Source organism: Streptomyces sp. NPDC059248, assembly GCF_042753905.1.
Taxonomy (GTDB): Bacteria; Actinomycetota; Actinomycetes; order Streptomycetales; family Streptomycetaceae; genus Streptomyces.
This window is the reverse complement of record NZ_JBHYZV010000097.1, coordinates 1-23,839: the sequence shown is the minus strand read 5'-3', so window position 1 is coordinate 23,839 and position 23,839 is coordinate 1. Positions and strand designations below refer to the sequence as shown.

Annotated in this window: 27 protein-coding genes; 20 read left to right on the top strand and 7 right to left on the bottom strand. The window is 72.9% G+C overall.

The features are described 5' to 3' along the window. A partial coding sequence (locus tag ACFXG1_RS29365; protein ID WP_384745279.1) for a hypothetical protein occupies positions 1-883 on the top strand: 883 nt, incomplete at its 5' end. A gap of 153 nt (positions 884-1,036) precedes the next feature. Then, positions 1,037-1,789 carry a DUF2993 domain-containing protein gene (locus ACFXG1_RS29360; RefSeq protein WP_384745277.1) on the top strand — a complete coding sequence of 251 codons (753 nt, stop codon included), beginning with the start codon at positions 1,037-1,039 and terminating at the stop codon, positions 1,787-1,789. A 39-nt stretch (positions 1,790-1,828) separates the two neighbouring features. Here ACFXG1_RS29360 and ACFXG1_RS29355 read toward each other — a convergent pair whose 3' ends face one another. Continuing rightward, the gene (locus ACFXG1_RS29355; RefSeq protein ID WP_384721475.1) at positions 1,829-2,398 is read right to left on the bottom strand and encodes a TetR/AcrR family transcriptional regulator; all 570 of its coding nucleotides are present in this window, start codon (positions 2,396-2,398) and stop codon (positions 1,829-1,831) included. Between the two features lie 345 nt (positions 2,399-2,743). Here ACFXG1_RS29355 and ACFXG1_RS29350 point away from each other — a divergent pair, with 345 nt between their 5' ends. The 4 genes from ACFXG1_RS29350 (at position 2,744) to ACFXG1_RS29335 (ending at position 4,774) form a co-directional block, all read left to right on the top strand. Next, entirely contained in the window at positions 2,744-2,827 is an 84-nt protein-coding gene (locus ACFXG1_RS29350; protein ID WP_350807544.1) for a putative leader peptide, read from the top strand. 251 nt (positions 2,828-3,078) lie between these two features. Next, positions 3,079-3,924 (top strand): sulfurtransferase, encoded by an 846-nt coding sequence (locus ACFXG1_RS29345; protein ID WP_384745275.1) that lies wholly within the window; start codon positions 3,079-3,081, stop codon positions 3,922-3,924. 54 nt (positions 3,925-3,978) lie between these two features. Beyond that, positions 3,979-4,266, top strand: a complete 288-nt coding sequence (locus ACFXG1_RS29340; RefSeq protein ID WP_004986406.1) for a DUF1416 domain-containing protein — start codon at positions 3,979-3,981, stop codon at positions 4,264-4,266. Positions 4,267-4,447: 181 nt separating this feature from the next. Continuing rightward, positions 4,448-4,774, top strand: coding sequence for a DUF3099 domain-containing protein (locus ACFXG1_RS29335; protein ID WP_384711857.1), 327 nt, complete (start codon positions 4,448-4,450; stop codon positions 4,772-4,774). 36 nt (positions 4,775-4,810) lie between these two features. On the opposite strand, the gene ACFXG1_RS29330 is transcribed toward ACFXG1_RS29335, so the two are convergent. Then, a complete protein-coding gene (locus ACFXG1_RS29330) occupies positions 4,811-5,173 on the bottom strand; it encodes a DsrE family protein (RefSeq protein WP_384711855.1) in 363 nt (120 codons plus the stop codon). A 90-nt stretch (positions 5,174-5,263) separates the two neighbouring features. Between ACFXG1_RS29330 and ACFXG1_RS29325 the strand changes: the two genes are divergently transcribed. The 6 genes from ACFXG1_RS29325 (at position 5,264) to ACFXG1_RS29300 (ending at position 10,112) form a co-directional block, all read left to right on the top strand. Then, positions 5,264-6,013, top strand: a complete 750-nt coding sequence (locus ACFXG1_RS29325) for a hypothetical protein (protein ID WP_384711852.1) — start codon at positions 5,264-5,266, stop codon at positions 6,011-6,013. Continuing rightward, positions 6,010-6,753 (top strand): hypothetical protein, encoded by a 744-nt coding sequence (locus tag ACFXG1_RS29320; RefSeq protein ID WP_384711849.1) that lies wholly within the window; start codon positions 6,010-6,012, stop codon positions 6,751-6,753. The genes ACFXG1_RS29325 and ACFXG1_RS29320 overlap by 4 nt, the downstream gene beginning before the upstream one ends. Next, on the top strand, positions 6,750-7,658 hold the full coding sequence (locus ACFXG1_RS29315; protein WP_384711846.1) for a hypothetical protein: 909 nt from the start codon (positions 6,750-6,752) through the stop codon (positions 7,656-7,658). The genes ACFXG1_RS29320 and ACFXG1_RS29315 overlap by 4 nt, the downstream gene beginning before the upstream one ends. Before the next feature lie 280 nt (positions 7,659-7,938). Next, the gene (locus ACFXG1_RS29310) at positions 7,939-8,511 is read left to right on the top strand and encodes an FABP family protein (protein WP_384711843.1); all 573 of its coding nucleotides are present in this window, start codon (positions 7,939-7,941) and stop codon (positions 8,509-8,511) included. A 94-nt stretch (positions 8,512-8,605) separates the two neighbouring features. Beyond that, on the top strand, positions 8,606-9,073 hold the full coding sequence (locus ACFXG1_RS29305; RefSeq protein ID WP_384711840.1) for a Fur family transcriptional regulator: 468 nt from the start codon (positions 8,606-8,608) through the stop codon (positions 9,071-9,073). Between the two features lie 46 nt (positions 9,074-9,119). Beyond that, positions 9,120-10,112: a YgfZ/GcvT domain-containing protein gene (locus tag ACFXG1_RS29300; RefSeq protein ID WP_384711837.1), complete on the top strand. Its 993-nt coding sequence runs from the start codon at positions 9,120-9,122 to the stop codon at positions 10,110-10,112. 176 nt (positions 10,113-10,288) lie between these two features. On the opposite strand, the gene dtd is transcribed toward ACFXG1_RS29300, so the two are convergent. Continuing rightward, positions 10,289-10,726, bottom strand: coding sequence for a D-aminoacyl-tRNA deacylase (gene dtd, locus ACFXG1_RS29295; protein WP_384711866.1), 438 nt, complete (start codon positions 10,724-10,726; stop codon positions 10,289-10,291). 153 nt (positions 10,727-10,879) lie between these two features. Here dtd and ACFXG1_RS29290 point away from each other — a divergent pair, with 153 nt between their 5' ends. From ACFXG1_RS29290 to ACFXG1_RS29280, 3 genes are read left to right on the top strand one after another with little or no spacing between them, the layout of a single operon-like run. Continuing rightward, entirely contained in the window at positions 10,880-11,629 is a 750-nt protein-coding gene (locus ACFXG1_RS29290; RefSeq protein WP_384745271.1) for a hypothetical protein, read from the top strand. A 51-nt stretch (positions 11,630-11,680) separates the two neighbouring features. Continuing rightward, positions 11,681-12,736, top strand: a complete 1,056-nt coding sequence (locus ACFXG1_RS29285; RefSeq protein WP_384745269.1) for an asparaginase — start codon at positions 11,681-11,683, stop codon at positions 12,734-12,736. Between the two features lie 24 nt (positions 12,737-12,760). Beyond that, positions 12,761-14,116, top strand: a complete 1,356-nt coding sequence (locus ACFXG1_RS29280; protein ID WP_384745267.1) for a GNAT family N-acetyltransferase — start codon at positions 12,761-12,763, stop codon at positions 14,114-14,116. Between the two features lie 153 nt (positions 14,117-14,269). Here ACFXG1_RS29280 and ACFXG1_RS29275 read toward each other — a convergent pair whose 3' ends face one another. After that, positions 14,270-14,437: a hypothetical protein gene (locus ACFXG1_RS29275; RefSeq protein ID WP_384711825.1), complete on the bottom strand. Its 168-nt coding sequence runs from the start codon at positions 14,435-14,437 to the stop codon at positions 14,270-14,272. A gap of 324 nt (positions 14,438-14,761) precedes the next feature. On the opposite strand from ACFXG1_RS29275, the gene ACFXG1_RS29270 reads away from it, so the two are divergent. The 5 genes from ACFXG1_RS29270 (at position 14,762) to ACFXG1_RS29250 (ending at position 21,072) form a co-directional block, all read left to right on the top strand. After that, a complete protein-coding gene (locus ACFXG1_RS29270) occupies positions 14,762-15,760 on the top strand; it encodes a GntR family transcriptional regulator (protein WP_384711863.1) in 999 nt (332 codons plus the stop codon). 70 nt (positions 15,761-15,830) lie between these two features. After that, positions 15,831-16,697, top strand: a complete 867-nt coding sequence (locus tag ACFXG1_RS29265; protein ID WP_384745265.1) for an HAD family hydrolase — start codon at positions 15,831-15,833, stop codon at positions 16,695-16,697. Between the two features lie 199 nt (positions 16,698-16,896). Then, complete coding sequence (locus ACFXG1_RS29260) at positions 16,897-18,009, top strand: phosphotransferase (protein WP_384715890.1); 1,113 nt, start codon at positions 16,897-16,899, stop codon at positions 18,007-18,009. A 79-nt stretch (positions 18,010-18,088) separates the two neighbouring features. Next, positions 18,089-18,799: a TetR family transcriptional regulator gene (locus tag ACFXG1_RS29255; RefSeq protein ID WP_384715893.1), complete on the top strand. Its 711-nt coding sequence runs from the start codon at positions 18,089-18,091 to the stop codon at positions 18,797-18,799. Positions 18,800-18,840: 41 nt separating this feature from the next. Continuing rightward, positions 18,841-21,072 carry a HelD family protein gene (locus tag ACFXG1_RS29250; RefSeq protein WP_384745263.1) on the top strand — a complete coding sequence of 744 codons (2,232 nt, stop codon included), beginning with the start codon at positions 18,841-18,843 and terminating at the stop codon, positions 21,070-21,072. On the opposite strand, the gene ACFXG1_RS29245 is transcribed toward ACFXG1_RS29250, so the two are convergent. The 3 genes from ACFXG1_RS29245 to ACFXG1_RS29235 all read right to left on the bottom strand — a co-directional run bounded on the left by ACFXG1_RS29245 (position 21,043) and on the right by ACFXG1_RS29235 (position 23,724). Continuing rightward, entirely contained in the window at positions 21,043-22,155 is a 1,113-nt protein-coding gene (locus ACFXG1_RS29245; RefSeq protein ID WP_384715899.1) for a selina-4(15),7(11)-diene synthase, read from the bottom strand. The genes ACFXG1_RS29250 and ACFXG1_RS29245 overlap by 30 nt on opposite strands. 659 nt (positions 22,156-22,814) lie before the next feature. After that, positions 22,815-23,234, bottom strand: coding sequence for a VOC family protein (locus tag ACFXG1_RS29240; RefSeq protein WP_384715902.1), 420 nt, complete (start codon positions 23,232-23,234; stop codon positions 22,815-22,817). A 10-nt stretch (positions 23,235-23,244) separates the two neighbouring features. Next, on the bottom strand, positions 23,245-23,724 hold the full coding sequence (locus tag ACFXG1_RS29235; RefSeq protein WP_384715905.1) for a helix-turn-helix transcriptional regulator: 480 nt from the start codon (positions 23,722-23,724) through the stop codon (positions 23,245-23,247). Between the last annotated feature and the right edge of the window lie 115 nt (positions 23,725-23,839).

Here is a 23,839-nt window from a genome sequence, read left to right as displayed (position 1 = left end):
CCTCCCGCCCGCGGCACCGCCCGGCGCACCCGCGCCGGGCGCCGCGCCCGCGCCCGCCGCCGGACCCGGTCCCGGCGGCGCCGGCCCGGCCGGCTACAGCCCGCCCACCACCACCGGGAACGCCCGGATCACCGACGCCCAGCGCGCCCGCGCCGAGGGCCGGTCGCCGATCATCCCGCCCGGGATCCAGCCCGCCGGGCTCACCGCCGGGCTCGGGCTGCTGCTCGCCGGTGGCGCGGCCCTCGGCCCGTACGGACTGCTCGTCCCCCTCGTGCTGCTTCAGGCCGTCACCGCCGCGGGCTGGTTCCGGCTCAACGGCATGTGGCCCGCGCGCCAGGGCATCGCCCTCGCCTTCGCGGGCGGCCTCGCCGCCGACGCCGTCCTGCTGGCCGCGGGCCGGGACGACGGGCCCGCCGCGCTCCTTGGCACGCTCGGCGTCTGGGTGCTGATCACCGTCGTCCTCCAGCTGCGCAGCCACGCGTCGCCGGACGAGCGGATGCAGGGCCTGATGGCGACGGTCGCGTCCGCCGCGCTCACCATCCTCGCGGCCGGCCATCTGGCCGCCGCGCCGGACGCGGTGGTCGTCGGCGGGCTCGCGGTCGCCGCCGCGACCGTCGGCCGGGCCCTCCCGGTGCCCGCCGCGGGCTCGGTCGTCGTCGCGGTCCTGGCCGCGGCGGGTGCCGGGGCCGTCGCGGGCGGACTGACCGACTACGGGGCGAAGGGCGCGCTGCTGGGCGCCGCGGCCGGGGTGCTCGCCCTGGTGGGCCTGCGGGTCGCCAGCTACGACTACCCGTCGCGGTTCGTGCACTTCACGGCCGGGGTGGCACTGCCGCTGAGCCTCGCGGCGCCCGCGGTCTACCTCGTGGGCCGCGTGCTGGCCTGAACGGAGTGGGCGGGAGGGGGCGTGAGCCGTACCACCTCTCCCGCCGGAACCATCGCCCCCGGCCGTACGTCGATGACTAACAGGCCCTGATCGCCGGGGCCGTCAATCGTCAGCCGGTGTCAGCCGGATCACGAGGTATGGGGGCACCGGATCATGCGCGCGCTGCGAATATCCCTGATCACGGCGGTCGTCCTCGGCGGCCTGTTCGTCGCCGCCGACCGCGTCGCCGTGAACTACGCCGAGTCGAAGGTCGCGGACAAGGTCCGCAGCAGCCAGGGGCTGTCCCGGACACCCGATGTCTCCATCAACGGCTTCCCCTTCCTGACCCAGGTCGCGGGGAAGCAGCTGGACGACGTGGACGTCAGCCTGAAGGGTGTCTCGGCGACCGCCGACGGGCGCCCGGTGAACATCACCGAGGTCAAGGCCGAACTGGCCGATGTGAAGATCGACAGCAACTTCTCGTCGGCGGTCGCGGGCACGGCGGACGGCTCGGGCCGGGTGACGTACGAGGACCTCAGCAGGGCCGCGCCCCAGGGCGCCACGGTCGCCTACGCGGGCCCCGAACGGGCGCAGCGGGGTCAGGTGAAGGTCACCGGACCCCTGATGGACCTGCTGAAGGGCTCCGACAAGCGGCCCGCTACGGGCGGTCTCGGGGATCTGCTGAACCAGGAGGTGACCGTCTACAGCTCGGTCGAGCTGGTGGACGGCAAGACGGTACGGCTCACGGCGGAGACGCTGCCGGGCGGTATCCCCGTCCCCGGTCTCGACGGCCTGCTCCGGGACGTACTCGACTACGACCTCACCCTGGACGGCCTCCCCACCCCGCTGAAGCTGGACCGCGTCACGGCCACCGACAAGGGCCTCAAGTTCTCGGGCACGGGCAAGAACGTCTCCCTGGTGGGGTAGCCCCTGCCCGCCGCGGGAGTGTCGGCCCCGGGTGCGGGGTCAGGGCAGGGAGAGGGCGATCAGGCGGGCGAGGTGCTTGCCCGCCGCGTGCAGCGGGCGGTCGTCGCGGGCCACCTGCGCCGCGAACTCCGCCCCCTCCAGTGTGCTGATCACCGTGCAGGCGAGGTCCTCGACCTCGTCCTCCGGCACCCCCGCCGACCTGAGGCTCTCCGCCACCAGCGCCTGCCAGCGGTCGAACGCCGTGTTCGCCGCCTCCCGGATGTCGGGCAGCCGGCCCGCCGCGCCCAGCGCCGTCGCCGCCACGGGGCAGCCGTCGGCCCAGTCCGATTCCCGGAGCCCCTCGGCGAGGCTGCGGGTGAGCGCCACGATCGCCGTCGCCGGGTCGGGCCCGGCGTCGAGCATCTCGCGGAGGATCTCGGCGAACTCCTCGTCACCCCGGCGCACCGCGGCCACGGCCAGCTCCTGCTTACCGCCGGGGAAGAAGTGGTAGACGGAGCCGAGGGTGGCGGACGCCTCCTGGGAGATCTGCTTGATCGCCGTGGCGTCGTACCCCTGCCGCTGCATCAGCAGGGACGCCGCGCGGATGATCCGCTCCCGCGTCCCCGGCATTGCCTGGCCCTCGGGAGCTCCGGAATCCGCCCCGGAATCCGCCGCGGAGCCGGAAGCCGCGGAGCCGGAAACCGCGGCCCCGGTGGTCGTCGCGTCGTGCCGCGCCCTGGTCTTCATCCCGCCCACAGTACAGGCGCTGTATGGAACGTCCACTACAGAATCCCGGCCGTCCGGCCGCATGGTGAGACATACCTGACCGGCGGGCGGACAGCCCCCATCCGGGGGACGCCGGCGACCCCCTCCCGACCATGGATTACCTGATCGTATTCCGTATAGCGGACGATCGAGTCTCAATATGCGACACACCGGTGACATCCCGGCCGAGTCGTCCCTACGATCGGACGCATGAAGCAGCGACAGGCGGACCTCACGAAGCGGCGGGCAGTCGACCTGTGCCGCGTCGCCGCCATGCTCTGTCGCGCCGTCTGAGCGGGAGCCCGCTCCCGCGCCCTGGCCCTTTCGGCCGCCGAACCGCTGATCAGGGCCACCGCAGACTGTGCGGTCCCCGTACCGCGCCCGTCCCACCGACCGTCGTCCGTCGTTCGTCGCACGCAGTCCGTACGTACGCCGCACAGCGCACCGCACAGTCCCGCAGGATCACCGACCGGCCACCGCACCACAGCGCGATGCCCGGGCCATTTGGCACCACACCGCCGCAACTGCCCCGGAGGAGAAGGAACATGAGCCGCAGCGACGTCCTCGTAGACGCCGACTGGGTCGAGGCCCACATCGAGGACCCGAAGGTCGCGATCGTGGAGGTCGACGAGGACACCTCGGCGTACGACAAGAACCACATCCGGAACGCCATCCGGATCGACTGGACCAAGGACCTCCAGGACCCGGTCCGCCGCGACTTCATCGACCAGGACGGCTTCGAGCGCCTCCTGTCGGCGAAGGGGATCGCCAACGACACCACGGTCGTCCTCTACGGCGGCAACAACAACTGGTTCGCCTCGTACGCCTACTGGTACTTCAAGCTCTACGGCCACGAGGACGTCAAGCTCCTCGACGGCGGGCGCAAGAAGTGGGAGCTGGACTCCCGTGACCTGGTCGACGGCTCCCAGGTGGCCGAGCGCGCGACCACCGAGTACAAGGCGAAGGCGCAGAACAGCGCCATCCGCGCCTTCCGCGACGACGTCGTCGCCGCGATCGGCACCCAGAACCTGGTCGACGTGCGCTCCCCCGACGAGTTCAGCGGCAAGCTGCTCGCCCCGGCGCACCTCCCCCAGGAGCAGTCGCAGCGCCCCGGCCACGTGCCGAGCGCCCGCAACATCCCGTGGTCCAAGAACGCCAACGACGACGGCACCTTCAAGTCGGACGACGAGCTGAAGACGCTCTACACCGACGAGCAGGTCGATCTGGCGAAGGACACCATCGCCTACTGCCGTATCGGCGAGCGCTCCGCCCTGACCTGGTTCGTCCTGCACGAGCTGCTCGGTGTGGAGAACGTCAAGAACTACGACGGTTCGTGGACCGAGTACGGCTCCCTCGTCGGAGTCCCGATCGAGCTCGGCGCCGCCAAGTAACCCGTGACAGCGGGCCACAGACCGTACGTCAGCAGGAAGCAGTAGGAGAGCCGTATGTGTGGAGCCAAGGCCGGAGGGCCCGACGCCTCGACGATCAAGCCCGGTGAGACGACCATCCAGGGGCAGGTGACCCGCGACGGTGAGCCCGTCACCGGTTACGTGCGGCTGCTGGACTCGACCGGAGAGTTCACCGCCGAGGTCCCGACCTCGGCCACGGGCCAGTTCCGCTTCTACGCGGCCGAGGGCACGTGGACCGTACGCGCCCTGGTGCCCGGCGGCACCGCGGACCGTACCGTCGTCGCCCAGCAGGGCGGCCTGGCGGAGGTCGCCATCGCCGTCTGAACCGTCCCGCGCCGTACGCCACACGGCGCGCGGTGTGCCGGAGGGCCGTACCCCAGGGGTTGGACGCCACTGGATCCGGGTGCGGCCCTCCGGCCTTTTCCTCTACGGTCACGGTCCTTCTCCGGCTTTTACGGCCGTACGGTTCCGGTCCCGCTGGCCCGGTCCGCCGTACCCTTGAGGTGTGTACGCACGGCGGCGACGCGCCTATTTCCTGCTCATGGGCGGATGCCTCGTCCTTTTCGTGTCCGCCTGGGCCGTCGTGCGCCTCTGGTCCGTCCCGGTCGCCGTCGGGATGTGCGTGGTCGCCATGGTCATCCCGCCGGTCGCGGCGATGATCGCCAACCGCCGGGGTCCCGACGACCGCTGGTGGGACGATCCGTCCGGGGACCCCCAGTCCGACGAGTGGTGGGACGAACTCGACGGCAAGCGCCGCCCCGGCGACACCGCCGAACGCGAGCGCGAGCGCCGCCGCCGCGAGGACGACGGCGACGACGGCGATCCGTTCTGACCCGGGGGACCGACAAGGCCGGGGACCCGCGGGGGGTCAGTAGACGAGGGCCTGGACCCCGTCGCCCATCGCCTCCTGTACGAAGACCTGCGCCCCCGCGATCCGTACCCCCTCCAGCACGTCCTTCTCGGTGATATCACGCCGTGCCGCACACTGTGTGCACAACGTCACACCCCCCGCCGCCAGCACCGCGTCCAGCAGCTCCGGCAGCGGCGCCGCGTGCGGCAGTTCGAACTCGGCGGCCCGGCCGGGCACCGCGAACCACGCCGATTCACCGGTCAGCCACAGGGACACCTCCACCCCGCTGGCGGCGGCGACGGCGGCGACGGTGAACGCCTGCGAACACCGCTCGGGCGCGTCGGCACCGGCGGTCACCTTGATCACGAGCTTCTTGGCCATGCCGGGAAGCGTAATCCGCGTGGCGTCGACCGGCCGACACCGCTATATCTCGTGCACCGAAGACAGAAAGATGTTTGGGGGGAAAGGTTCGTGGAAATCTTGGAGGACCGCATACCGTCCGGGAGACCGGCCCCGCCGGGCGGGCGGACCGCGGGCCGGACGACGGCGGTCTTCATCGCGGTCGCGGCGGTCCTGGGCACGGCCGTGGGGACGGCGGCCGGCTATACGGTCCAGGCCGGCCGTGAGCCCGCTCCGCTTCCGGCGCTCAGCGCGCCCGGGCTGGCCTATCCGGCGCCTTCGGCCGGCGCCGGCTCCCGTCCGATGCTGTCCGCGGCGGAGGACCGCCGGGTCACGACGGACGGCGATCTGACCCGCCTGCTGCTGCCGAAGCCGGCGAAAACCTCGGACGGGGCCGCGCTGACCATGCGGGACGGCTGGATGCCGCCCTGGGAGTACGCCGAGCGGTTCGCCGATCCGCCGAGCGTCCTCAACGGTCTGCTGAGCAACGGCGTCCGCCGGATCGCGCACCGTTCCTGGGTCGATCCGGACGGCCGGTTCGTCGAGGTCTCCCTGCTCCAGTTCCGGCAGCACCTCGGGGCGACGGCCTATACCTCGGGCTATCGGGAGGAGTTGAACTCCTGGAACGACGGCCATCCGCTCCGCGGCACCGGCGACGGCAAGTACTACGTGATGACCCCCGACCAGTGGTCCGACGAATACTCGGCGTCCGCCGTCGCCTACCGCGGTGACATCGCCGTCCACATCGAGGTGGGCGACTCGGCGGCCATCCCCGTGGAGCTCATCCGCGACCTGGCCGAACGACAGCTGGAGCGGCTGTGAACATCCCCTGGAAGCGTGCCGTCCTGCCGGCCGGGCTCGTCGTCGCCGTTCTCGGCGGCTCGGTGGCGTACACCGCGGCCACGGCCGGGTCGGCCGACCGCACCGTCGAGACCCGGCTGTGGGGACAGCTCCCCGCCTCGTCGGCCCAGCAGAAGCCCGGCTCCGCGCCCGTCCGTACGGGACCTCTCGGCGAACTGCTGCTGCCGGTGCCCAACGGCTTCGTCAAAGGACCCGACCCGGGCCGGGACGCCGCGGGGACGGAGCTGACCGAGGCACAGGCCACGGCGCGGCTGCTCGCCGATGGCGCCGGACTCCCCGGGAAGGAGCGCCGGGAGTACGAACGGCGGGTGAAGGCCATCGGGATCAAGGGCATGGCCGGACGCTCCTTCATGTCCGTGAACGACGGAGCCGTCATCGAGGTGGAACTCACGCGGCTCACGAATCCGGCGCTGACTCGTGCGACGTACGACTTCCTGGCCGCGTTCCAGGAGTCGGGCCGCCTGACCCGGAAACCGATGGGCGAGGCGCGGGGGAACGCCGCCTGCTTCACCTCGGAAGGCCCGCCCGAGGGGAACGCGCCCGCCGAAGGGCTGGGCCGGGTCGAGTGCCTGGCCCACCACGGCGGCCATCTGGTCGTCGTGTCCGCGTACGGCACCGCGGGCATCGCCGAGAACACCGCGGTGGCCGAGGTCCTCCAGCACCAGATCGAACTGATCGCGTCACCGGGGAAGAGCGTATGACCGAGATCACCGAGCCCGCCGAGTCGGCGCGGAACACCGAGCCCGCCGGGCCTGTCGCGCCCCCGCCGGATACCGCTACTGCCACCGCCACCGCTACTGCCACCGCCACCGCCACCGTCACCGCCCCCGAGTCCGCTCCCGTCCCACCCGCCCGGCGGCTCTCCGCACCCGCGCGGTGGGCCATCGCCGGCCTTGTCTTCGCCCTGTTCGGGGCGGGCAGCACGGTGGCCGTCGCCGCACTCGACCGGGGCGATCTGCCCGGCCTCGCCACGCGCTCGGACGGTCGCTGGGAGTACCCGCGCCTCGCCCTGCCCGCCCTCCCGTCGGACGCCCCCGGGCCGTTCCACCCCGACAACGAGGACGAGGTCCACCACGTGGACGTACGGGAGCTGCTGCTGCCCGCCCCGGAGGGCGCCGTCGTCGACCGGGAGCTGACCGGCGGCTGGACCACCCACCAGCGGTACGCCGCCGAGTACGCGGCCGACGACCGGCCGGAGGTGGAACTGGCGCTGCGCGAGACGGGCGTACGGCATATCGCGGCCCGGGGGTGGCGGATGCCGGACGGCACGGTGACCCGGATCCATCTGCTGCGGTTCCCCACCGGCGGGGCGGCCAACTGGTTCCTCGCCTCGCGTCTGCTGGCGGGGGCGGAGCCCGGCCGGGCGCTCGCCGGCGGGCCCGAGCTGGAGGCCGACCCCGCGTGGGACGGCACGGCGGGACCCGAGGGGACCCGCGCGTTCGCCTACCGGGAGCCGGGCACCCCCGTGTCCGGGAAGAAGCACACCCGGCAGGCGTACGTCCTGGCGGGCGACACGGTCGCCTTCGTCCGCCACGAGCGCGCGGGCGGCGCCGCGGCCGTCCCCTTCCACCAGACCCTGGTCCTGCAGAACCAGCTCCTGGGCTGACGCCGCCCCGGCCGCGCCGTGCCACCCGGACGGCCCCGCGCACGGGCCGTCGGGGTCCGACCCATTAGGCTGGGGGCCGGCAGGTCCGCCGTATCCGCTAGTCGCTCACGCTCGAACGAGGAGCACTCCGTGCTTATTGCATTCTTCGAGGCCCTTCTGGTCCTGGTCTGCGTCGGCGTCACCGCCTTCGCCGTACTGGCCGTGAAGAAGCTGTACCAGGGTCAGCGCTGACCTGCCCGTCCCCCTCCGGAACACCCGCTCCCACCACGGATAGCCGCTCATGATCGAGATTCCGTCCGACCTCAACCCGGACCTCGTCCCCCTCGCCTTCCTCCTCGGCACCTGGGAGGGCGCGGGCGTCTCCGACTTCCCGGGTTCGGAGAAGTGCAACTTCGGCCAGTCGGTCACCTTCTCCCACGACGGCCGGGACTTCGTCGAGTACGCGTCCCACACCTGGGTGCTGGACGCCGAGGGCAACAAGGTCCGGCCGTTGGAGAGCGAGCACGGGTACTGGCGGATCGACAAGGACCGCAAGGTCGAGGTCGTGATGGTCCGCGACCAGGGTGTCGTGGAGATCTGGTACGGCGACCTGGCCGACAAGAAGCCGCAGATCGACCTGGCGACGGACGCGGTCGCGCGGACCGCCGCCTCCGGGCCGTACAGCGGCGGCAAGCGGCTCTACGGCTATGTCAAGGGCGATCTGATGTGGGTGGGCGAGAAGGCCACCCCCGAGGTGCCGCTGCGGCCGTACATGTCGGCGCACCTGAAGAAGACGGTCACCCCGGACGAGGTCGCCGACTGGGCGAAGAACCTGGGCGACCTGCCCGACGACGGCATCGCCTTCTTCAAGTAGGACCGCGGTAGGACCCCGGCAGGACACGGGTCGATCCCGGCCGGATCCCGTCCTCACGCCCGGTGAACCCCGCCGCTCTCCCTACACTGGGAGGGTGGTGACCACCGACTGGCAGAGCGATCTGCGCAAGCGCGGCTACCGGCTGACCCCTCAGCGGCAGCTGGTACTGGAAGCCGTCGACACCCTGGAGCACGCCACTCCGGACGGCATTCTGTGCGAGGTGCGCAAAACCGCGTCCGGGGTGAACATCTCCACGGTCTACCGGACGCTGGAGCTGCTGGAGGAGCTGGGCCTGGTCTCCCACGCCCATCTCGGGCACGGCGCCCCGACCTACCACCTCGCCGACCGGCACCACCACCTCCATCTGGTCTGCCGGGACTGCACCGAGGTGATCGAGGCCGATGTCGGCGTCGCGACCGGCTTCACCGCGAAGCTCCGGCGCGATTTCGGGTTCGACACCGATCTGAAGCACTTCGCGATCTTCGGCCGCTGTTCCTCCTGCTCCGAGGCGAAGGAGACCGCCGGGACGGCGGACAAGGGCGCGGAGGAGGAGCGGGGCTGACCGCCGCGGGCCCGGGTTCCCGTCCGTAGGGTCGTAGGCTTTTCCCATGGCCGATGTGAAGACCCCGAAGGCTCCCCGCAGTCCCCTGCTGTCCCGTTCCGGCGCCGTCGCCGCCGAAGGGGCCGACGAAGGCGTGGCCGCGCACTACGGCGACATCTTCCGAGAGCAATCCGCCCTCGCCGACGGGTCGGGACTGGTCGACCTCTCCCACCGCGGGGTCGTCGCCGTCACCGGCCAGGACCGGCTGAGCTGGCTGCATCTGCTGATCACCCAGCACGTCACCGACCTGCCCCCGGGGCAGGCCACCGAAGCGCTGATCCTCTCCTCCAACGGGCATATCGAGCACGCGCTGTACCTGGTCGACGACGGCGAGACCGTCTGGATGCATGTCGAGCCCGGCACCCGGGGCGAGCTGGTCGCCTATCTGGAGTCGATGAAGTTCTTCTACCGGGTCGAGGTGGCGGACCGGACCGACGACTTCGCCGTGGTGTACCTGCCCGCGGGCTCCATCGCCCCGGTCCCGGACGGCGCCGTCGTCCGGGAGACCCCGTACGGCCGTGACCTGTTCCTGCCCAGGGCCGGTCTTGAGGCGTACGCCGACGCGCACGGGCCGCTCGCCGGGATGCTGGCGTACGAGGCGCTGCGTGTCGAGGGCCACCGCCCCCGGCTCGGCTTCGAGACCGACCACCGGACCATTCCGCACGAGCTGGGCCTGATCCCCGGCGCCGTCCACCTCCAGAAGGGCTGCTACCGGGGGCAGGAGACGGTCGCCCGGGTGCAGAACCTGGGGAAGCCGCCGCGCCGGCTGGTCTTCCTCCACCTCGACGGCAGCGATGTGCGTCTGCCGGGCCCGGGGACCCCGATCCGGCTGGCGTCGGACGGCGAGGACGGCCGCAAGCTGGGCTTCGTCACCACCTCGGCCCGCCACCACGAGCTGGGGCCGATCGCGCTGGCCCTGGTGAAGCGGAACGTACCGGTGGACGCCGAGCTGATGGCGGGGGACACCGCGGCCGCCCAGGAGACCGTGGTCGAGCCGTAGGACCCGTACCGGCGCGGGACCCGTCACCGTGGGGGACCCGTGGAACCCGTACGGCCCGACCCGTACGACGCGACCCGTACGGCCCGACCCGTACGACGCGACCCGTACGGCCCGAGCCCGTACGGCTCGACCCGTACGACGCGGACCCCGCGCCGTACCGGGTCAGGCCGTACGGGTCATACCTCCAGCAGTACCGTGAACGGGCCCTGGTTCGTCAGCGACACCCGCATACTCGCCCCGAACCGGCCCGTCTCCACCCGCGCCCCCAGGGCCCGCAGCCGTGCCACGACCTCGTCCACGAGGGGTTCGGCGACCGGTCCCGGGGCGGCGGCGTTCCAGGTCGGACGACGGCCCTTGCGGGCGTCTCCGTAGAGCGTGAACTGGGAGATCACCAGCAGCGGGGCGTTCACGTCCGAACACGACCGCTCGTCCTGGAGGATCCGCAGGGACCACAGTTTCCGGGCCAGCCGCTCCGCCTGCTCCGGGGTGTCGTCATGGGTGACGCCCACCAGGACGCAGAGTCCCTCGCCCTCGATCTCCCCGACCGTCCGGGTCCCCGACTCGTCCGTCACGTCGACCCTCGCGCCGTCGACCCGCTGTACCACCGCTCGCATACCGCCCAACCTATCGGGGCCGAACGGGTGCAGAGCACCTGCGTGGAACGGTTCCCCAATGGCACGATGCCTCCAGGCGGCGCGGCCCCCGCCCCGGCCTCCCGGGGACCGGGGGCAGACCTCCGCGCCGGTCGAGGGGACGGACAGACGCGTATGAGCACTTCGGGCAGCGGGCACACGACGGCCGAGCCGGCCGGGCCCACCGGCCCCGCACCCCACACCGGTCCCACACTTCACCCGGATCCCGCGGGCACCGCCGATCCGGCGCCCCGCGTCGGCGCCGCGGCCCCCGTCAGGCCACCGCAGCAGCGCGAGGCGGCGGAGTGCCGGAACGCCGCCCTCCCCGACCCGCCGGGGTACGAGCTGTCCGCCCTGCGCCTGCCGGAGCTGCGGACCCTGCTGCGCGGCTCACAGCGCGACGAGGCCGACCTCAGCTATGTACGGCGGCTGCTCCACGGCCGGATCGACATCATCCGGGCCGAGCTGACCCGGCGCACCGGCCACCGCCCGCAGCCGGGCGGGGCACGGGACCGGGGCGCGGGCCGCGACCCGGCCGCCGGGATCGCCGGGGGCGAGGACCCGGGCTTCGTCGACCGGCTCTCCGGGATCCTCGCCGACGCGCCGTCCGCCCACCGCTCGTCCGCCCGCCATGTGACGGTCTCGACCCCCCACCGCGAGGAGTACCGGCTGCTCGCGGCCGACATGCTGGCCGATGTCGAGCTGTCCGACCTGGGGGCCCGTACGGACGACGAGCTGGGGGCCGCGATGGGGCGGCTGGCCCGCTACGAGCAGCGCGTCTCCCGGCGCCGGCAATTGTTGCAACGTACAGCCGACGATTGCGGCGCGGAGATCGCGCGCAGGTACCGTGAAGGCGAGGCACAAGTAGACGACCTGCTGACCTGAGGCGATCCCTCCGTCGGCGGGCACCCCACCGCATCGGAAGGCCACCCCGCGATGAGCACCACCCCCGCCGCTTCCCCCACCCCCCGGATACCCGCCCGGCCGGGCGGCACCGGTGGCTCCGGGGCCGGGGCCGCGGCCGGAGCCGTGGGAGGGGCCGTGGCAGGGGCCGTGTCGCCGGTGCTCGCCGAGGTCGTCAGGTCCGGGTTCGTCGAGGGGCGCCACCGCGGCTCCCTCGTCGTCCTCGCCCCCGACGGCTCCGTGGAAACGGCCCTGGGCGATGTCACCGCACCCGTCTTCCCCCGCTCCACGGGCAAGCCGATGCAGGCCGTGGCCACCCTGCGGGCCGGGCTCGACCTCTCCGGCGAGCGGCTGGCCGTGGCCGCCGCCAGCCACTCCGGGGAGGACTTCCACCTCGATCTCGTACGGAGGATGCTGGCCGAGTACGACATCGCGCCCGGCGAGCTGCTCACCCCGCCGGACCTGCCGCTGGACCCGCGGGAGGCGGAGGCGTATCTCGCCGCGGGACGGGTCCGCGAGCCGATCACCATGAACTGCTCGGGCAAGCACACGGCGTGGCTCGCCGCCTGCGGACTCAACGGCTGGGACCGGGCGGGCTATCTCGACCCGGAGCACCCGATCCAGCTGCTGGTGCGGGAGGCCGTGGAGGAGGCGGCGGGCGAGCCGGTGGCGGCCGTCGGCACCGACGGCTGCGGGGCGCCCCTGATGGCGATCAGCCTGACCGGTCTCGCCCGCTCCTTCCGCTCCCTCGTGCTGGCCGCCGACGACACCGCGGGGCGGCGGGTCGCGGACGCGATGCGGGCCCACCCGGAGTATGTGGCGGGCACCCGGCGGGCCGACACCTGGCTGATGCGGGAGGTGCCGGGGGCGCTGTCGAAGATGGGCGCCGAGGCGGTCCAGGCCGTCGCGCTCGCCGACGGCCGGGCCCTCGCCTTCAAGATCGACGACGGGTCTTCCCGGGCGCTGGGCCCGGTACTGGGGCGGGCCCTGGAGCTGGTGGGCGTCGAGGGGCCCGTGGTCGACCGGATCCGCCGTGCGCCGCTGCTGGGCGGTGGCGTGGAAATCGGCGAAATAAAGGCGACTTTCTGAGGCGGCTGTGCCTAGCGTGACGGTATGACCCGTGACGACGCTCAGCCAACGTCCTCCGAGCCCACCGACCCCGCCACCCCCAGTCCTGTTACTTCGACGGTCTCTCCCCCGTCCGCCGCGCGCGGCGTCCGAGGCGCCGACGGCATCGAGATCCGCAAGGTCACCGAGGCCGAGTACCCCGACTGGATGCGCGCGATCGCCGTCGGCTTCCTCAGCGCCCCGGCCGTGACGGAGGCCGAGATAGAGGGCCGCCGCGGCGGGATCGACTTCGACCGGACGCTCGGCGCCGTCGACGCCGGCCGGTACGTGGCCACGTACCGCAGCTTCCCGCAGACGCTGTCGGTGCCCGGCGGAACCCTGCCGTCGCACGCCGTCACCAATGTCACGGTCTCGCCCACCCACCGCCGCCGCGGTCTGCTCAGCCGGATGATGACCGGGGACCTGGCCGCCGCGAAGGAGGCGGGCACCCCCGTCTCGACGCTGGTCTCCGCCGAGTATCCGATCTACGGCCGGTTCGGCTACGGGCCCGCCGCCCGGGCCACCTCGTGGTCGGTCGAGTTGTCGCGTACCGGACTCGACAGCCGCTGGTCGGGGCCGCGCGACGGCGGCCGGATCGATCTCGTCCCGCTCGACGAGGTCCGCAAGACCGGCCCCGAGCTGTATACCCGCTTCCTCGCCCGGCAGCCGGGCGCCGTCTCCCGCGACGAGCGGTGGTGGCAGCTTGCCACGGGCGAGATCCAGGTGCCCAGCATGCCGTGGAATGAACCCTTCTGGGCGGCGTACCGCTCGGCGTCGGGCGAGCTGGAGGGAATGGTCGCCTACTCCTCCGACCACAAGTGGGACGAGGCCAAGCAGCCGGACAACACGGTCACCGTGGAGCAGTTGTTCACGGTGTCGCCGGAGGCCGAGCGGGCATTGTGGGAGTACGTCTGCTCCCTGGACTGGGCGAGCCGGGTGCGCACGGAGGGGCGGGCGCCGGACGATCTGCTCCCGGACTACCTCCCGGACCCGCGCGCGGCCCGGGTGCGGACCCATTCCGACTTCCTCTGGCTGCGGATCCTCGACGTGGTCCGCGCGCTGGAGGGGCGGACCTACGGCGTGGCCGACTCCCTGGTCCTGGAGGTACGGGACGGTCTGGGCCTGGCCGCCGGACGGTTCCGGCTGGACGGCGGCCCGGACGGCGCGAGCTGTGCGCCGACCGGGGACGCCGCCGATCTGACGCTGGACGCGGGTGAGCTGGGCGCGCTGTATCTGGGCGACGCGTCGGCCGTCCGGCTGGCCGCCCTGGGCTCGGTCCGGGAGGACCGGCCGGGCGCGGCGGCGGCCGCGGAGCTGATGTTCCGTACGGCCCGCCGGCCGTGGTGCCCGGACGTCTTCTGAGGACCCCGGTGTTGTCCGGGACTGTACGGACAACTTGACGAGTTGTCCGTACGCCCGGACCGCCGGCGCCGGTTGGACGGGGTTTCCGGCCGTCCGGACCGGTCGCCCCGTCCGGACCGGTTGTCCGTGGTCCGGGCCGGTTCACGGCCCGGCTCAGGCGCCGGGTGAGAGCGTCGGGCCGATCAGCAGCAGTCCGCCGATCCCGGCGCAGGTCGCGTTCTCCGTTTTGACGCCCCGGGACAGCAGGGCGAATCCGAGGGCGGCGACGACTCCGTACCGCCATTGCACAAGCTGTTCGATACCGATGGTGAGCAGGGTCATGGTGGTCACTCCTTAGGAAACCGCCGAGGTGACGTCGGGACCCGCACACCGTGGTACTCGCGTGGAATCGGCCCGCCGGCGGGGGACACCGCCGGGGCCGGGGGTTGCTACGGGCTCCGCTCAGGTTGTTCAACTACCGTACAAATTAATCTGGTTGACCTGTTCGAGCAATGTTCCCGACCGGAAGAGTGTCAAACTCATCCGGTTGTCTGTGTCGCATCGGCCGTCCATACCAACCGAGTTGACGGGGCGACGGGGTTCCGGGCGGACTTCGTGGACCATCTGCCTCCGTACGACGGGAGGTTGTAAGGTTGTGCTGTGACGATGGACGGGGCGATCCCGCGGGAAGCCACCTACCGATACCGGCGGGTGGCCGACAAGCTGCGCAAGGAGATCAACAAGAAGACGTACGGCCCCAACGAGCGGCTGCCCACCCAGCACGACCTGGCCAAGCGGTACGGCGTCTCCCGCTTCACCGTCCTCCAGGCGCTGGAGATGCTCCGCGACGAGGGCCTGATCGTCACCCGTCAGGGCAGCGGCACCTTCGTCAAGGGCGGGCCGGGCGGCGAGGGTGAATCCGTGCTGTCGGCCGAGGGTTCGGACGAGGACGACGTCTTCGTCTCGGACCGGGTCTCCCCGGTCATCCTGGAGCCCTATCTGGCGGAGGCGTTCGAGTCGCCCGAGGTCACCCTCGACGTCTTCTCGATGACGACCGAATCCCTCGCGACCAGGGTCTCCGATCAGAAGGAGCGGATCGTCTCGGGCCGGATCCCGCCGCCGCGCAGCATCACGGCCCGGCTGCTGCTGCCCGACACCCAGTCGCCCCATCTGGCGATGCCCCGGCCGGTGGACGGCACCGACGACCCGAGGGTCCGCACCCGGCTCCGGGGCATTCTGCAGAGCCATGTGACACTGCTCCGGTCGTCCCTGTACGAGCTGCTCGACCGCGGCTTCGTCGAGGAGGTGTCGGTCGAGACCCGGCTGGTGCCCTTCTCGCTCCAGATCAAGCTCTACATCCTCAATCGCCGACTGGCCCTCCAGGGCTTCTACCCTCCGACCGAGGGCACGGTCAGGGTCCCGCCGAACTACGACACGGTCACCATCCTCGACTCGTACGGCACCGGGGCCTCCCTCTTCCCCTTCCGCGACTCGGCGCCCGAGCAGACCGGCATCGTGCAAGCGGCCCAGAAGTACTTCGACGAGACCTGGCAGCGGATGGGCACGGCGGTCGAGGACGAGGCGTCCGGCGGCGGCGAGCCCGCCGGAGCCGCCGGAGCGGCCGGTTCCGGTGCTTTCGGCGCCGAACGGCGTGGGGGCGCGTAGCGCGAGGGCGGCGATCCCGTTCCCGACTCCGAATCCGCATCCGAATCCGAGAGACCGAGACAGCTCCGCCATGCCCCTCACGCCCTCGACATCCCTCACCCCGGGCGCGCCGAGCGCCCCGGCGGGACCGGCCGCGCCCGCCGGTCCCGTACCGCCGACGAAGGAGCCGGACGCCGTTCGTGACCCGTCGTCCGCCTCCGCGCCGGACCGTGTTCCGCCCGGGGCCCTGAACTCCGAAGTCCTGTACGGCGCCCTCGACCGCGCCCGCTGCGTCGTCCTCGATCTCGACGGACCCGTCGCCCATGTCTTCGGGGGCCGGCCGGCGTCCGGCGCCGCGCGGCTGATGCTGGAGACCGCGGAGCGCCGCGGCCATGTGGTCGAGCGGCTGCGCGACGGCACCGACCCCATCGCCGTCCTGTACGGCTACACGCTGGAGTCGGCGGAGCGCGGCGACGCCGACGGCTGGGACAAGACCGTCGCCGTCCTCCACGACCTGCTCGACGCCTACGAGCGGGAGGCGGCCGAGAGCGCCGAACCGACGCCGGGCGCCGCGGAGTTCGTCGAGGCCTGCCACCGCTCCGGCCGGCGCCTCTCGGTCGCCACCAACAACCACCGGGGCGCCGCCGAGCGGATCCTCGAACGGATGGGGGTCGCCGACCGCTTCGACGGCCGGATCGTCGGCCGCCCCAGGGACGCCCGGCTGATGAAGCCCCACCCCTGGGCGCTGCGGACCGCGCGTACGGACGGGGTGCCGGGCGCCGCGCATCTGATGATCGGCGACGCGGTCACGGACTACCGGGCGGCGCGCGACGCGGGGATGCGGTTCTGCGGCTACCACCGCGCGGACGACGGCCGGGCGGCGCTGCGGGCGGCCGGTGCGCCGCTGGTGATCGCGGACATGGCGGCGCTCGTCCCGTACGTCCGGGTGGTTTCGTAGGCTCCGCGCCCTTCGGCCGGCGGCCCACGGGCGGAGTGCCGGATCCGTGCGCCTCTTTCGGCCCGATTCCGGTTCCGACTCCGTCAGGCTGCCTCGTTGTCCCCTTCCCGCGACCCCTCTCCAGCAGGCAGGATCGCAGTGCCCGCACTGTACGGGAGTACGGGGAGGGGGTAGCCCGTTCCGCATAGGGCCGGGGCATATGACTGCTGAGCCGGTGTCGAGGGTCCGTGAGCGGGCGTCGCGGCTCAGCGCCGCGGAGGCGCTGATCGAGGGTCCGCTCCAGGGGTACCACCACGAGACCTATGTGTTCCCGCTGCCCGACGCCGCCGACGGCGACGGCGACGGCGGCGGACGGTCGGGCACGGTGCGCTGGAAGTGCCGTGAGCCGCGACAGGGGATCCTCCGCTTCGATCTCCGCAGCTTCGTCCGCGAGGGCGCTCTGGTGCGGGCGCTCGCCGGGCGGGTGAGCAGCGTCCCGGAGACGATCGAGGTCGACGAGGTCGGGCTCCAGCGGTTCATCGAGGGCGCCACCCTGGGGACGTACCGGGGACCGGGCACGACGGTCGCCGAGCCCCATCTCGACCAGATCTGCCGGCTCTTCCGCGAGCTGGCGGCGATCACCCCGCGGTCGCTCGCGGTGGAGCGGCTGGGCGGTGCGGACGAGTGGGTCGCGGACGGTGACTGCGCCGGGTTCGCCGTGTCCCTGATCCGGTTCACGGAGGAGCGCGTCTACCGGGCCCATCTGCCGTTGTACGGGGAGTTGTTCGCCGCCCTCGGGGTCACGGTCCACGGGCTGCGGCGGCTGGCGTCGCGGATGCCCGCGCTCACCGCGCGGCCGTTCTGTCTGCTCCACGGCGATCTGCACCGGGAGAACCTCGTCGTGGACGGCGACGGACGGCTGTGGACCATCGACTGGGAGCTGGCGATGTTCGGCGATCCGCTGTACGACCTGGCCACCCATCTGCATCTGATGCGCTATCCGGCACGGCAGGAGGCGGCGGTCGTCGGGCGCTGGGCGGCGGCCGTGGAGTCGGTCAGGCCGGGCGCGGCGCGGGGGCTGCGGGCGGATCTGCCGCTGCTGCTGGAGTACAAGCGGATGCAGTCCGTCTATACGGACGTCATCCGGGCCGCCCGGGCGGTGGCGGGCGGCTCCGGCGCGCCGTGGGACGTCGCACGGCGCGTACGTACCGTCCTGGCGCGCGCCGGGGAGCCCCTGGGGCTCGCCGAGGTACCCACGGTCGGGTGGATCGCCGACGCCCTGACCGCGTGCCGGGCGTCGGAGGCCCGGCGGGGGTTCGAGGACACGGCCTAGGATGGCCGCCGCCCCCGGAGCGGTCCCGCCCAGGCTCGGGGCGCTGGACCGCGGCGGGTGAGGCGCGGAGGACGGGCGGATGGGTACGGCTGGAGCGGAGGCGGGTCCGGGCGCGGGTGTGGGTGCTGAGGCCGGCGCGGAGGCGAGTGCGGGGGAGTGGTCGCCGGGGTTGCGGGAGCGGAAGAAGGAGCGGACCCGCCGGGCCCTGTCGGACACCGCGATCGCGCTCTTCGTCGAGCGCGGCTTCGACGCGGTCCCGGTCACCGAGATCGCCGCCGCCGCCGGGGTGTCGAAGCCGACGCTCTTCCGGTACTTCCCGGCGAAGGAGGACCTGGTCCTGTACCGGTTCGCCGACCACGAGGACGAGCCCGCCCGGGTGGTGACCGCCGCGCGCGGGGCCGGGGTATCGCCGCTGGACGCGCTCCGCCGCCATGTCCGGGCGGGTCTTGAGCGGTTCGACCCGGTGACCGGGCTCAGTGACGCGCCGGAGATCCCGGCCTTTCTGCGGCTGTTGTACGGGACACCGGGCCTGGTCGCCCGGTTGTCCGCGTACCGGAGCCGCTCCGAGGAGACCCTGGCGGCGGCCCTGGGCGGCGGGACGGCGGCCCGGCTGGCCGCCGCCCAGATCGTGGCCGTGCTGCGGGTGCTGGCGGAGGAGAACGGACGGCGGATCGCGGCGGGCGAGAGCGCGGCCGACGTCCGGCCGGACGCCCTGGCGGCGGCGGACGCGGCGTTCGCGCTGCTGCGGGACGGGCTGGGGAGTCTGCCAGGAGACGAACCAAAAAGTTAACCGAGTTAAAAACTGAACCGAGTTGCATTAGGCTCGGCGGAATGACACCGCCCGAGCCGTCGTCCGCGTCCGCGACCACCACCACCACACCGGCCCCCGAACTCGACTCCGACCTCGCCGAGGAGCGCGCCCGGCACGACCGGTGCCGGGCCGCCCTGACCGCCATGGCCGCCGACGCCTCCGAGCGGGTCGTCGTCGGGGAGCACGCCTTCGCGTCCGGCGCCGACGCCGAGGTACTCGGCTACGAGCTGCGCAGCCGGGCGAAGGAGCTGGCCGACGACCCCGGCGGCCCCCTCTTCTTCGGCCGGCTCGACTTCACCGCCGACGCCGAAGCCGGAGACCACCGGGGCCAGCGCTACTACCTGGGCCGCCGCCGCATCACCGACCCGGGCCCGGGCTCCGGCTCCGGCTCCGCCGCCGAGTCGGCGCCGCCGCTGGTGGTCGACTGGCGCGCCCCGGTGGCCCGCGTCTTCTACCAGGCCGGGCCCCATGACACGTACGGCGTCCGGATCCGCCGCCGGTACGGCTGGGCGCCGCACGCCACCGGCGCATCCGCGGAGCTGACCGGCTTCGAGGACGAGCACGTCAGCACGGGCGCACCCGACGGCCCCCTCAGCCCGCTCGTGGCGGCCGAGCTGGAGCGTCCCCGGGTCGGCCCGATGCGCGATATCGCCGCCACCATCCAGCCCGAACAGGACGATCTCGTACGCTCCGCCCTCGCCGACACCGTCTGCGTCCAGGGCGCGCCCGGTACCGGTAAGACGGCCGTGGGTCTGCACCGGGCCGCGTATCTCCTCTACACGCACCCCCGCCGCCTGCGCCGCGGCGGACTGCTCGTCATCGGCCCCAACCGGGCCTTCCTCTCCTATATCGAGCGGGTCCTGCCGTCCCTCGGCGAGACCGGGGTACGCCAGTCGACCCTCGTCGAGGAGATCGCCCGGCATCCGGTGACCGCCGTGGACACCGCGCGGGCCGAGGCCGTGAAGCACGACGCGCGGATGGCGGACGCACTGCGGCGCGCCCTGTACGCCCGGGTCGGGACCGGGGCTTTCGCCGCCGGACTCGTCGTGCCCGACGGCTCGTACCGGTGGCGGGTGCCGGACGAGACCCTGGCCCGGATCGTCGCCGGGGTCCGGGCGGAGGAGCCGCCGTACGACATCGGACGGGAGCGGGTGCGCGGCCGGGCCGTACGGGAGATCCAGCTCGCCGCCGAACGGCGGGCGGGGCCGCGCGGTGCCGGCTGGCTCCGGCGGATCGAACGCTCGCGGCCGGTCGGCGCCTTCCTCGACGCGGCCTGGCCGAAGACGACACCGGAGGAGGTGCTGACGGCGTTCCTGGCCGACCCCGGCGACCCGGCGCTCGCACCGGAGGAGCGGGCCGCGATCCGCCGACCGCCCCGCTCCCGGGGCTGGACGGCGGCTGACCTCGTCCTCCTCGACGAGCTGGCCGGGCTGATGGCCCGCCCCGACGGCTACGGCCATGTCGTCGTCGACGAGGCCCAGGACCTGTCGCCGATGGAGTGCCGGGCCGTCGCCCGCCGTACCGGCTTCGGGTCGCTGACCGTCCTCGGCGACCTCGCCCAGGGCACCACCCCCTGGGCCGCCGGCTCCTGGCCGGAGCAGCTCGCCCTGCTGGGCAAACCGGGTGCGGCCGTGACGGCGCTGACCACCGGATACCGGGTACCCGGCGCGGTGACCCGGCTGGCGAACCGGCTGCTGGCGTCGCTCGGGGTCGACGTACCGCCCACCAGGTCGCCGCGCCGCGACGGCGAACTGACGATCCGCCGGACGGACGACCTGGCCGCCGGGGTGGTGGCGGCGGTACGGGACGCGCTCACCCGGGAGGGTTCGGTCGCCGTCGTCGCGGACCGCTCGGACACCGCCCGGCTGCGGTCGGCGCTGGCGGCGGCACGGCTGCCGGTCCCGGGCCCGGTCCCGGTCCCGGGCGCGCCCGGGACCACGGAGCCGGGGCCGCCGGAGCCCAGGGAGCCCGGGACTGCCGGGACCCGGGAGTCCGCGGTGGACCGGGTGGTCGTGCTCGCCGCGGACCTGGTGAAGGGCCTCGAATACGACCATGTCGTGGTCGCGGAGCCCGCGGCGATCACGGCGGCGGAGGCGCGCGGCCTCCACCGGCTGTATGTGGTCCTCACCCGGGCCGTGTCCCGGCTGGACGTGGTCCACGTACGCCCGCTGCCGCCCGAGTTGACCGGACCCGACGGTGCGACGTGCGGCGAGTCGTGCGGTTCAGCGGCCCGCGACGGCGGGCTCGCGTAACGCGGCTTCGCCCTCCCGGGCCTCCCGCGACCCTTCCTCCCCCGGCGTCGGCAGCAGCGTCCACCACCACCGGATCACCGGGATGTCCAGCGGCGCCGTCCCCGCGTCGGTCGGGGTGCTGCGGAAGCTGCTCGGCAGATCGGCCGGATTGTCGGGGGTGGTGTACCGGCGTGAGCTGACACTCCAGTCCTGGGTGGCCCGGACGAAGTGCCGCAGGCTCGACAGATAGCGCCGCAGTTGGGGGCTGCCGGTACGGCACCGGCTCTCCTGGAGCCGGAGGAAGAGACACATCACCCGGTCGCGCTGGGCGATGGCGGTGGACAGGGCCTCGTCCGGGGAGAGACCGTCCTGGTGCTGGAGGACCCGGAGGGCGTTGAGGTAGAAGCCGTCGCCCGACGCCTCCTTGTGGTGCGAGAAGATGTCGTTGTCCCAGCTGATGATGAAGGACGTCATCTCGCACAGGGCGCGGGTCGCCGGATGGTCCCGCTCCCGCGGCGTCAGCTCGTAGCCGTGGCCCATCTCCAGCAGCGGGAACACGACGGTCGCCGCGCCGTCGTACAGCCGCATCAGGGTGTAGTCGTCGAGACCCGGGACCGTGCCCGCACGACGGTGGTCGGCCTCCCAGACGACGGAGAAGAAGTACTCGCGCAGGGCGTCCACCCACCGGGTGGACTGGGCGTACGTACCGAATCTGTCGATACGGTGCCGGAGGTCCCGCAGCCCGTTGGCGAGCGGGTCGGCGAGCAGGAACGGACCGCCGGGGTCCTGGGCGACCCTCAGCAGCCGGTGGAGCACCCCGACGAGATCGCCGGGCCGGTGGCCCAGATCGCTCTCCTCGCAGTAGCCGTCGTCGACTCCGAACAGCCAGAGCACGAAGTCGGCGAGGAGACTCACCACCTCCTCCCTGCCCTCCGGCAGGATCCGGGCGCAGAACGTGCCGATGTCGTGCCGGACGAGTCTGCTGCGCAGTTCGGGAGAGCCGATCTCGAAGGACTCCGCCCAGGCCGCCGTCCGCGCGTCGATGACGGCGTGTCTGGGATGTATCGCCGGAGGTATCGGGGCGTAGATCGGCGGAACGGTCAACGGGGGTCCCACCCTGGATCACCTCTTTGCGAAAACGACAATGTGGCTGCGCGGGGGGTTGGATGTACGGATCAACGACGGCGCATAGTACTTGCGGCCCGGGCGTCGTCCAATGGGCCCTTTCCGCCACATTCCCGGTTGGCGTAGAAGCCGCGTAAGCGGTGCCCGCGCGGTCGGTACCCCCCGGCCGGTCGTACGAGCCGGGCCGCCGTCCGGCGGTCGTACGGGCGAAACCCCTGGTGAGCCCGGTCCGGCCGCCCTCATGGGCGCGGTGTGCCGGGGACGTACCCGGGCCCGCGGGCCCATAACCACCAGAGGGTTGCGAGAGGGTTGCGGAGGGTGTTTTTTGCGCCGTGCGGCGTGGACACGCGCTCTGATTGGCGTAGTAAAGACGGCCACTTCGAGCCGCCGGTGGCTGGCGAAGGACGTATGTGCGGCGCGCACGCACCGTATCGCCGTACGGAGGCCGTACGGAGGCTGTACGGAGGGTCCGCCGCCGGTCGTCGGGCTGCTCGGAAACCCCTGCCGGCGCGTGGGAGCGACGGGCGGGGAAAGGCGTACGCGGGGGGCGCGAGAGTGATGGCCACGCGCGGGTACGACGGTGCCCCCGGCGCGGAGGAGACGCCGGGGGCAAAGGGGACAGGGAGGGTCGGGCGGTCCTATCGGCCGGCGCGCGGCTCGGTGAAGCGGATCATGTTCCCCGACGGGTCCCGGAAGGCGCAGTCACGGACGCCGTACGGCTGGTCCATCGGCTCCTGCACGACCTCGCCGCCCGCCGCGCGGATCTTCTCGAACGTGGCGTCGCAGTCGGCGGTACGGAAGATGACCCCGCGCAGCATCCCCTTCGCCAGCAGCTCGGCCATCGCCTTGCGGTCCGCGTCGGAGGCGCCCGGGTCGGCGACGGGCGGTTCGAGGACGATTTCCACATCGGGCTGCGCCGGGGAGCCCACGGTCACCCACCGCAGCCCTTCGAAGCCCACGTCGCCGCGGACTTCGAGACCGAGGGCGTCCCGGTAGAAGGTGAGGGCCTTGTCGTGGTCGTCGACGGCGATGAAGCACTGGGAGAGCGTGATGTCCATGCGCCTCACGCTACGGCCGGGCGCGACCGCGCGCTTCTCCGATCCTGACCGGTTGTCCCGGCGGGGGTCCGGGCGGTGGTCCGGGCGGTGGTCCGGGCGGTTGTCCCGGCGGTGGTCCGGGCGCTCGTCCGGGCGCCGCGCCCGGTCTCCGTACCGGACGGGTGTAGATCTTGGCGTAGCAGGCCGGGATGGCCGCGCCCGCGCCGTGGTCACGCGCCCGGTAGGCGCTCGGGCTCTCCCCGACCAGCTCGGTAAAGCGCGAGCTGAACGACCCCAGGGACGTACAGCCGACGGCCATACAGACATCCGTCACACCGAGGTCCCCGCGCCGCAGCAGCGCCTTGGCCCGCTCGATCCGCCGGGTCATGAGATAGCTGTACGGCGTCTCCCCGAAGGCGGCCCGGAAGCTGCGCGAGAAGTGTCCCGCCGACATATGGGCGCCCCGCGCCAGCGCCGGGACGTCCAGGGGCTGGGCGTAGTCGCGGTCCATCACGTCCCGGGCGCGGCGCAGCCGGACGAGATCGGAGAGGGGAACATCGGGCACATCGACCACGGTAGCGACCACCACTGACAAAGGTCCGGTGCCGTCGTGGTGACCGTACGGT

Bases quoted from the DNA above. Each gene is read 5' to 3' on its own strand.
- ACFXG1_RS29360 (WP_384745277.1), top strand. From the start codon at position 1,037: ATGCGCGCGCTGCGAATATCCCTGATCACGGCGGTCGTCCTCGGCGGC.
- ACFXG1_RS29355 (WP_384721475.1), bottom strand. From the start codon at position 2,398: ATGCCGGGGACGCGGGAGCGGATCATCCGCGCGGCGTCCCTGCTGATG.
- ACFXG1_RS29350 (WP_350807544.1), top strand. From the start codon at position 2,744: ATGAAGCAGCGACAGGCGGACCTCACGAAGCGGCGGGCAGTCGACCTG.
- ACFXG1_RS29345 (WP_384745275.1), top strand. From the start codon at position 3,079: ATGAGCCGCAGCGACGTCCTCGTAGACGCCGACTGGGTCGAGGCCCAC.
- ACFXG1_RS29340 (WP_004986406.1), top strand. From the start codon at position 3,979: ATGTGTGGAGCCAAGGCCGGAGGGCCCGACGCCTCGACGATCAAGCCC.
- ACFXG1_RS29330 (WP_384711855.1), bottom strand. From the start codon at position 5,173: ATGGCCAAGAAGCTCGTGATCAAGGTGACCGCCGGTGCCGACGCGCCC.
- ACFXG1_RS29315 (WP_384711846.1), top strand. From the start codon at position 6,750: ATGACCGAGATCACCGAGCCCGCCGAGTCGGCGCGGAACACCGAGCCC.
- ACFXG1_RS29310 (WP_384711843.1), top strand. From the start codon at position 7,939: ATGATCGAGATTCCGTCCGACCTCAACCCGGACCTCGTCCCCCTCGCC.
- ACFXG1_RS29300 (WP_384711837.1), top strand. From the start codon at position 9,120: ATGGCCGATGTGAAGACCCCGAAGGCTCCCCGCAGTCCCCTGCTGTCC.
- dtd (WP_384711866.1), bottom strand. From the start codon at position 10,726: ATGCGAGCGGTGGTACAGCGGGTCGACGGCGCGAGGGTCGACGTGACG.
- ACFXG1_RS29290 (WP_384745271.1), top strand. From the start codon at position 10,880: ATGAGCACTTCGGGCAGCGGGCACACGACGGCCGAGCCGGCCGGGCCC.
- ACFXG1_RS29285 (WP_384745269.1), top strand. From the start codon at position 11,681: ATGAGCACCACCCCCGCCGCTTCCCCCACCCCCCGGATACCCGCCCGG.
- ACFXG1_RS29280 (WP_384745267.1), top strand. From the start codon at position 12,761: ATGACCCGTGACGACGCTCAGCCAACGTCCTCCGAGCCCACCGACCCC.
- ACFXG1_RS29275 (WP_384711825.1), bottom strand. From the start codon at position 14,437: ATGACCCTGCTCACCATCGGTATCGAACAGCTTGTGCAATGGCGGTAC.
- ACFXG1_RS29270 (WP_384711863.1), top strand. From the start codon at position 14,762: ATGGACGGGGCGATCCCGCGGGAAGCCACCTACCGATACCGGCGGGTG.
- ACFXG1_RS29265 (WP_384745265.1), top strand. From the start codon at position 15,831: ATGCCCCTCACGCCCTCGACATCCCTCACCCCGGGCGCGCCGAGCGCC.
- ACFXG1_RS29260 (WP_384715890.1), top strand. From the start codon at position 16,897: ATGACTGCTGAGCCGGTGTCGAGGGTCCGTGAGCGGGCGTCGCGGCTC.
- ACFXG1_RS29255 (WP_384715893.1), top strand. From the start codon at position 18,089: ATGGGTACGGCTGGAGCGGAGGCGGGTCCGGGCGCGGGTGTGGGTGCT.
- ACFXG1_RS29250 (WP_384745263.1), top strand. From the start codon at position 18,841: ATGACACCGCCCGAGCCGTCGTCCGCGTCCGCGACCACCACCACCACA.
- ACFXG1_RS29240 (WP_384715902.1), bottom strand. From the start codon at position 23,234: ATGGACATCACGCTCTCCCAGTGCTTCATCGCCGTCGACGACCACGAC.
- ACFXG1_RS29235 (WP_384715905.1), bottom strand. From the start codon at position 23,724: ATGGACCGCGACTACGCCCAGCCCCTGGACGTCCCGGCGCTGGCGCGG.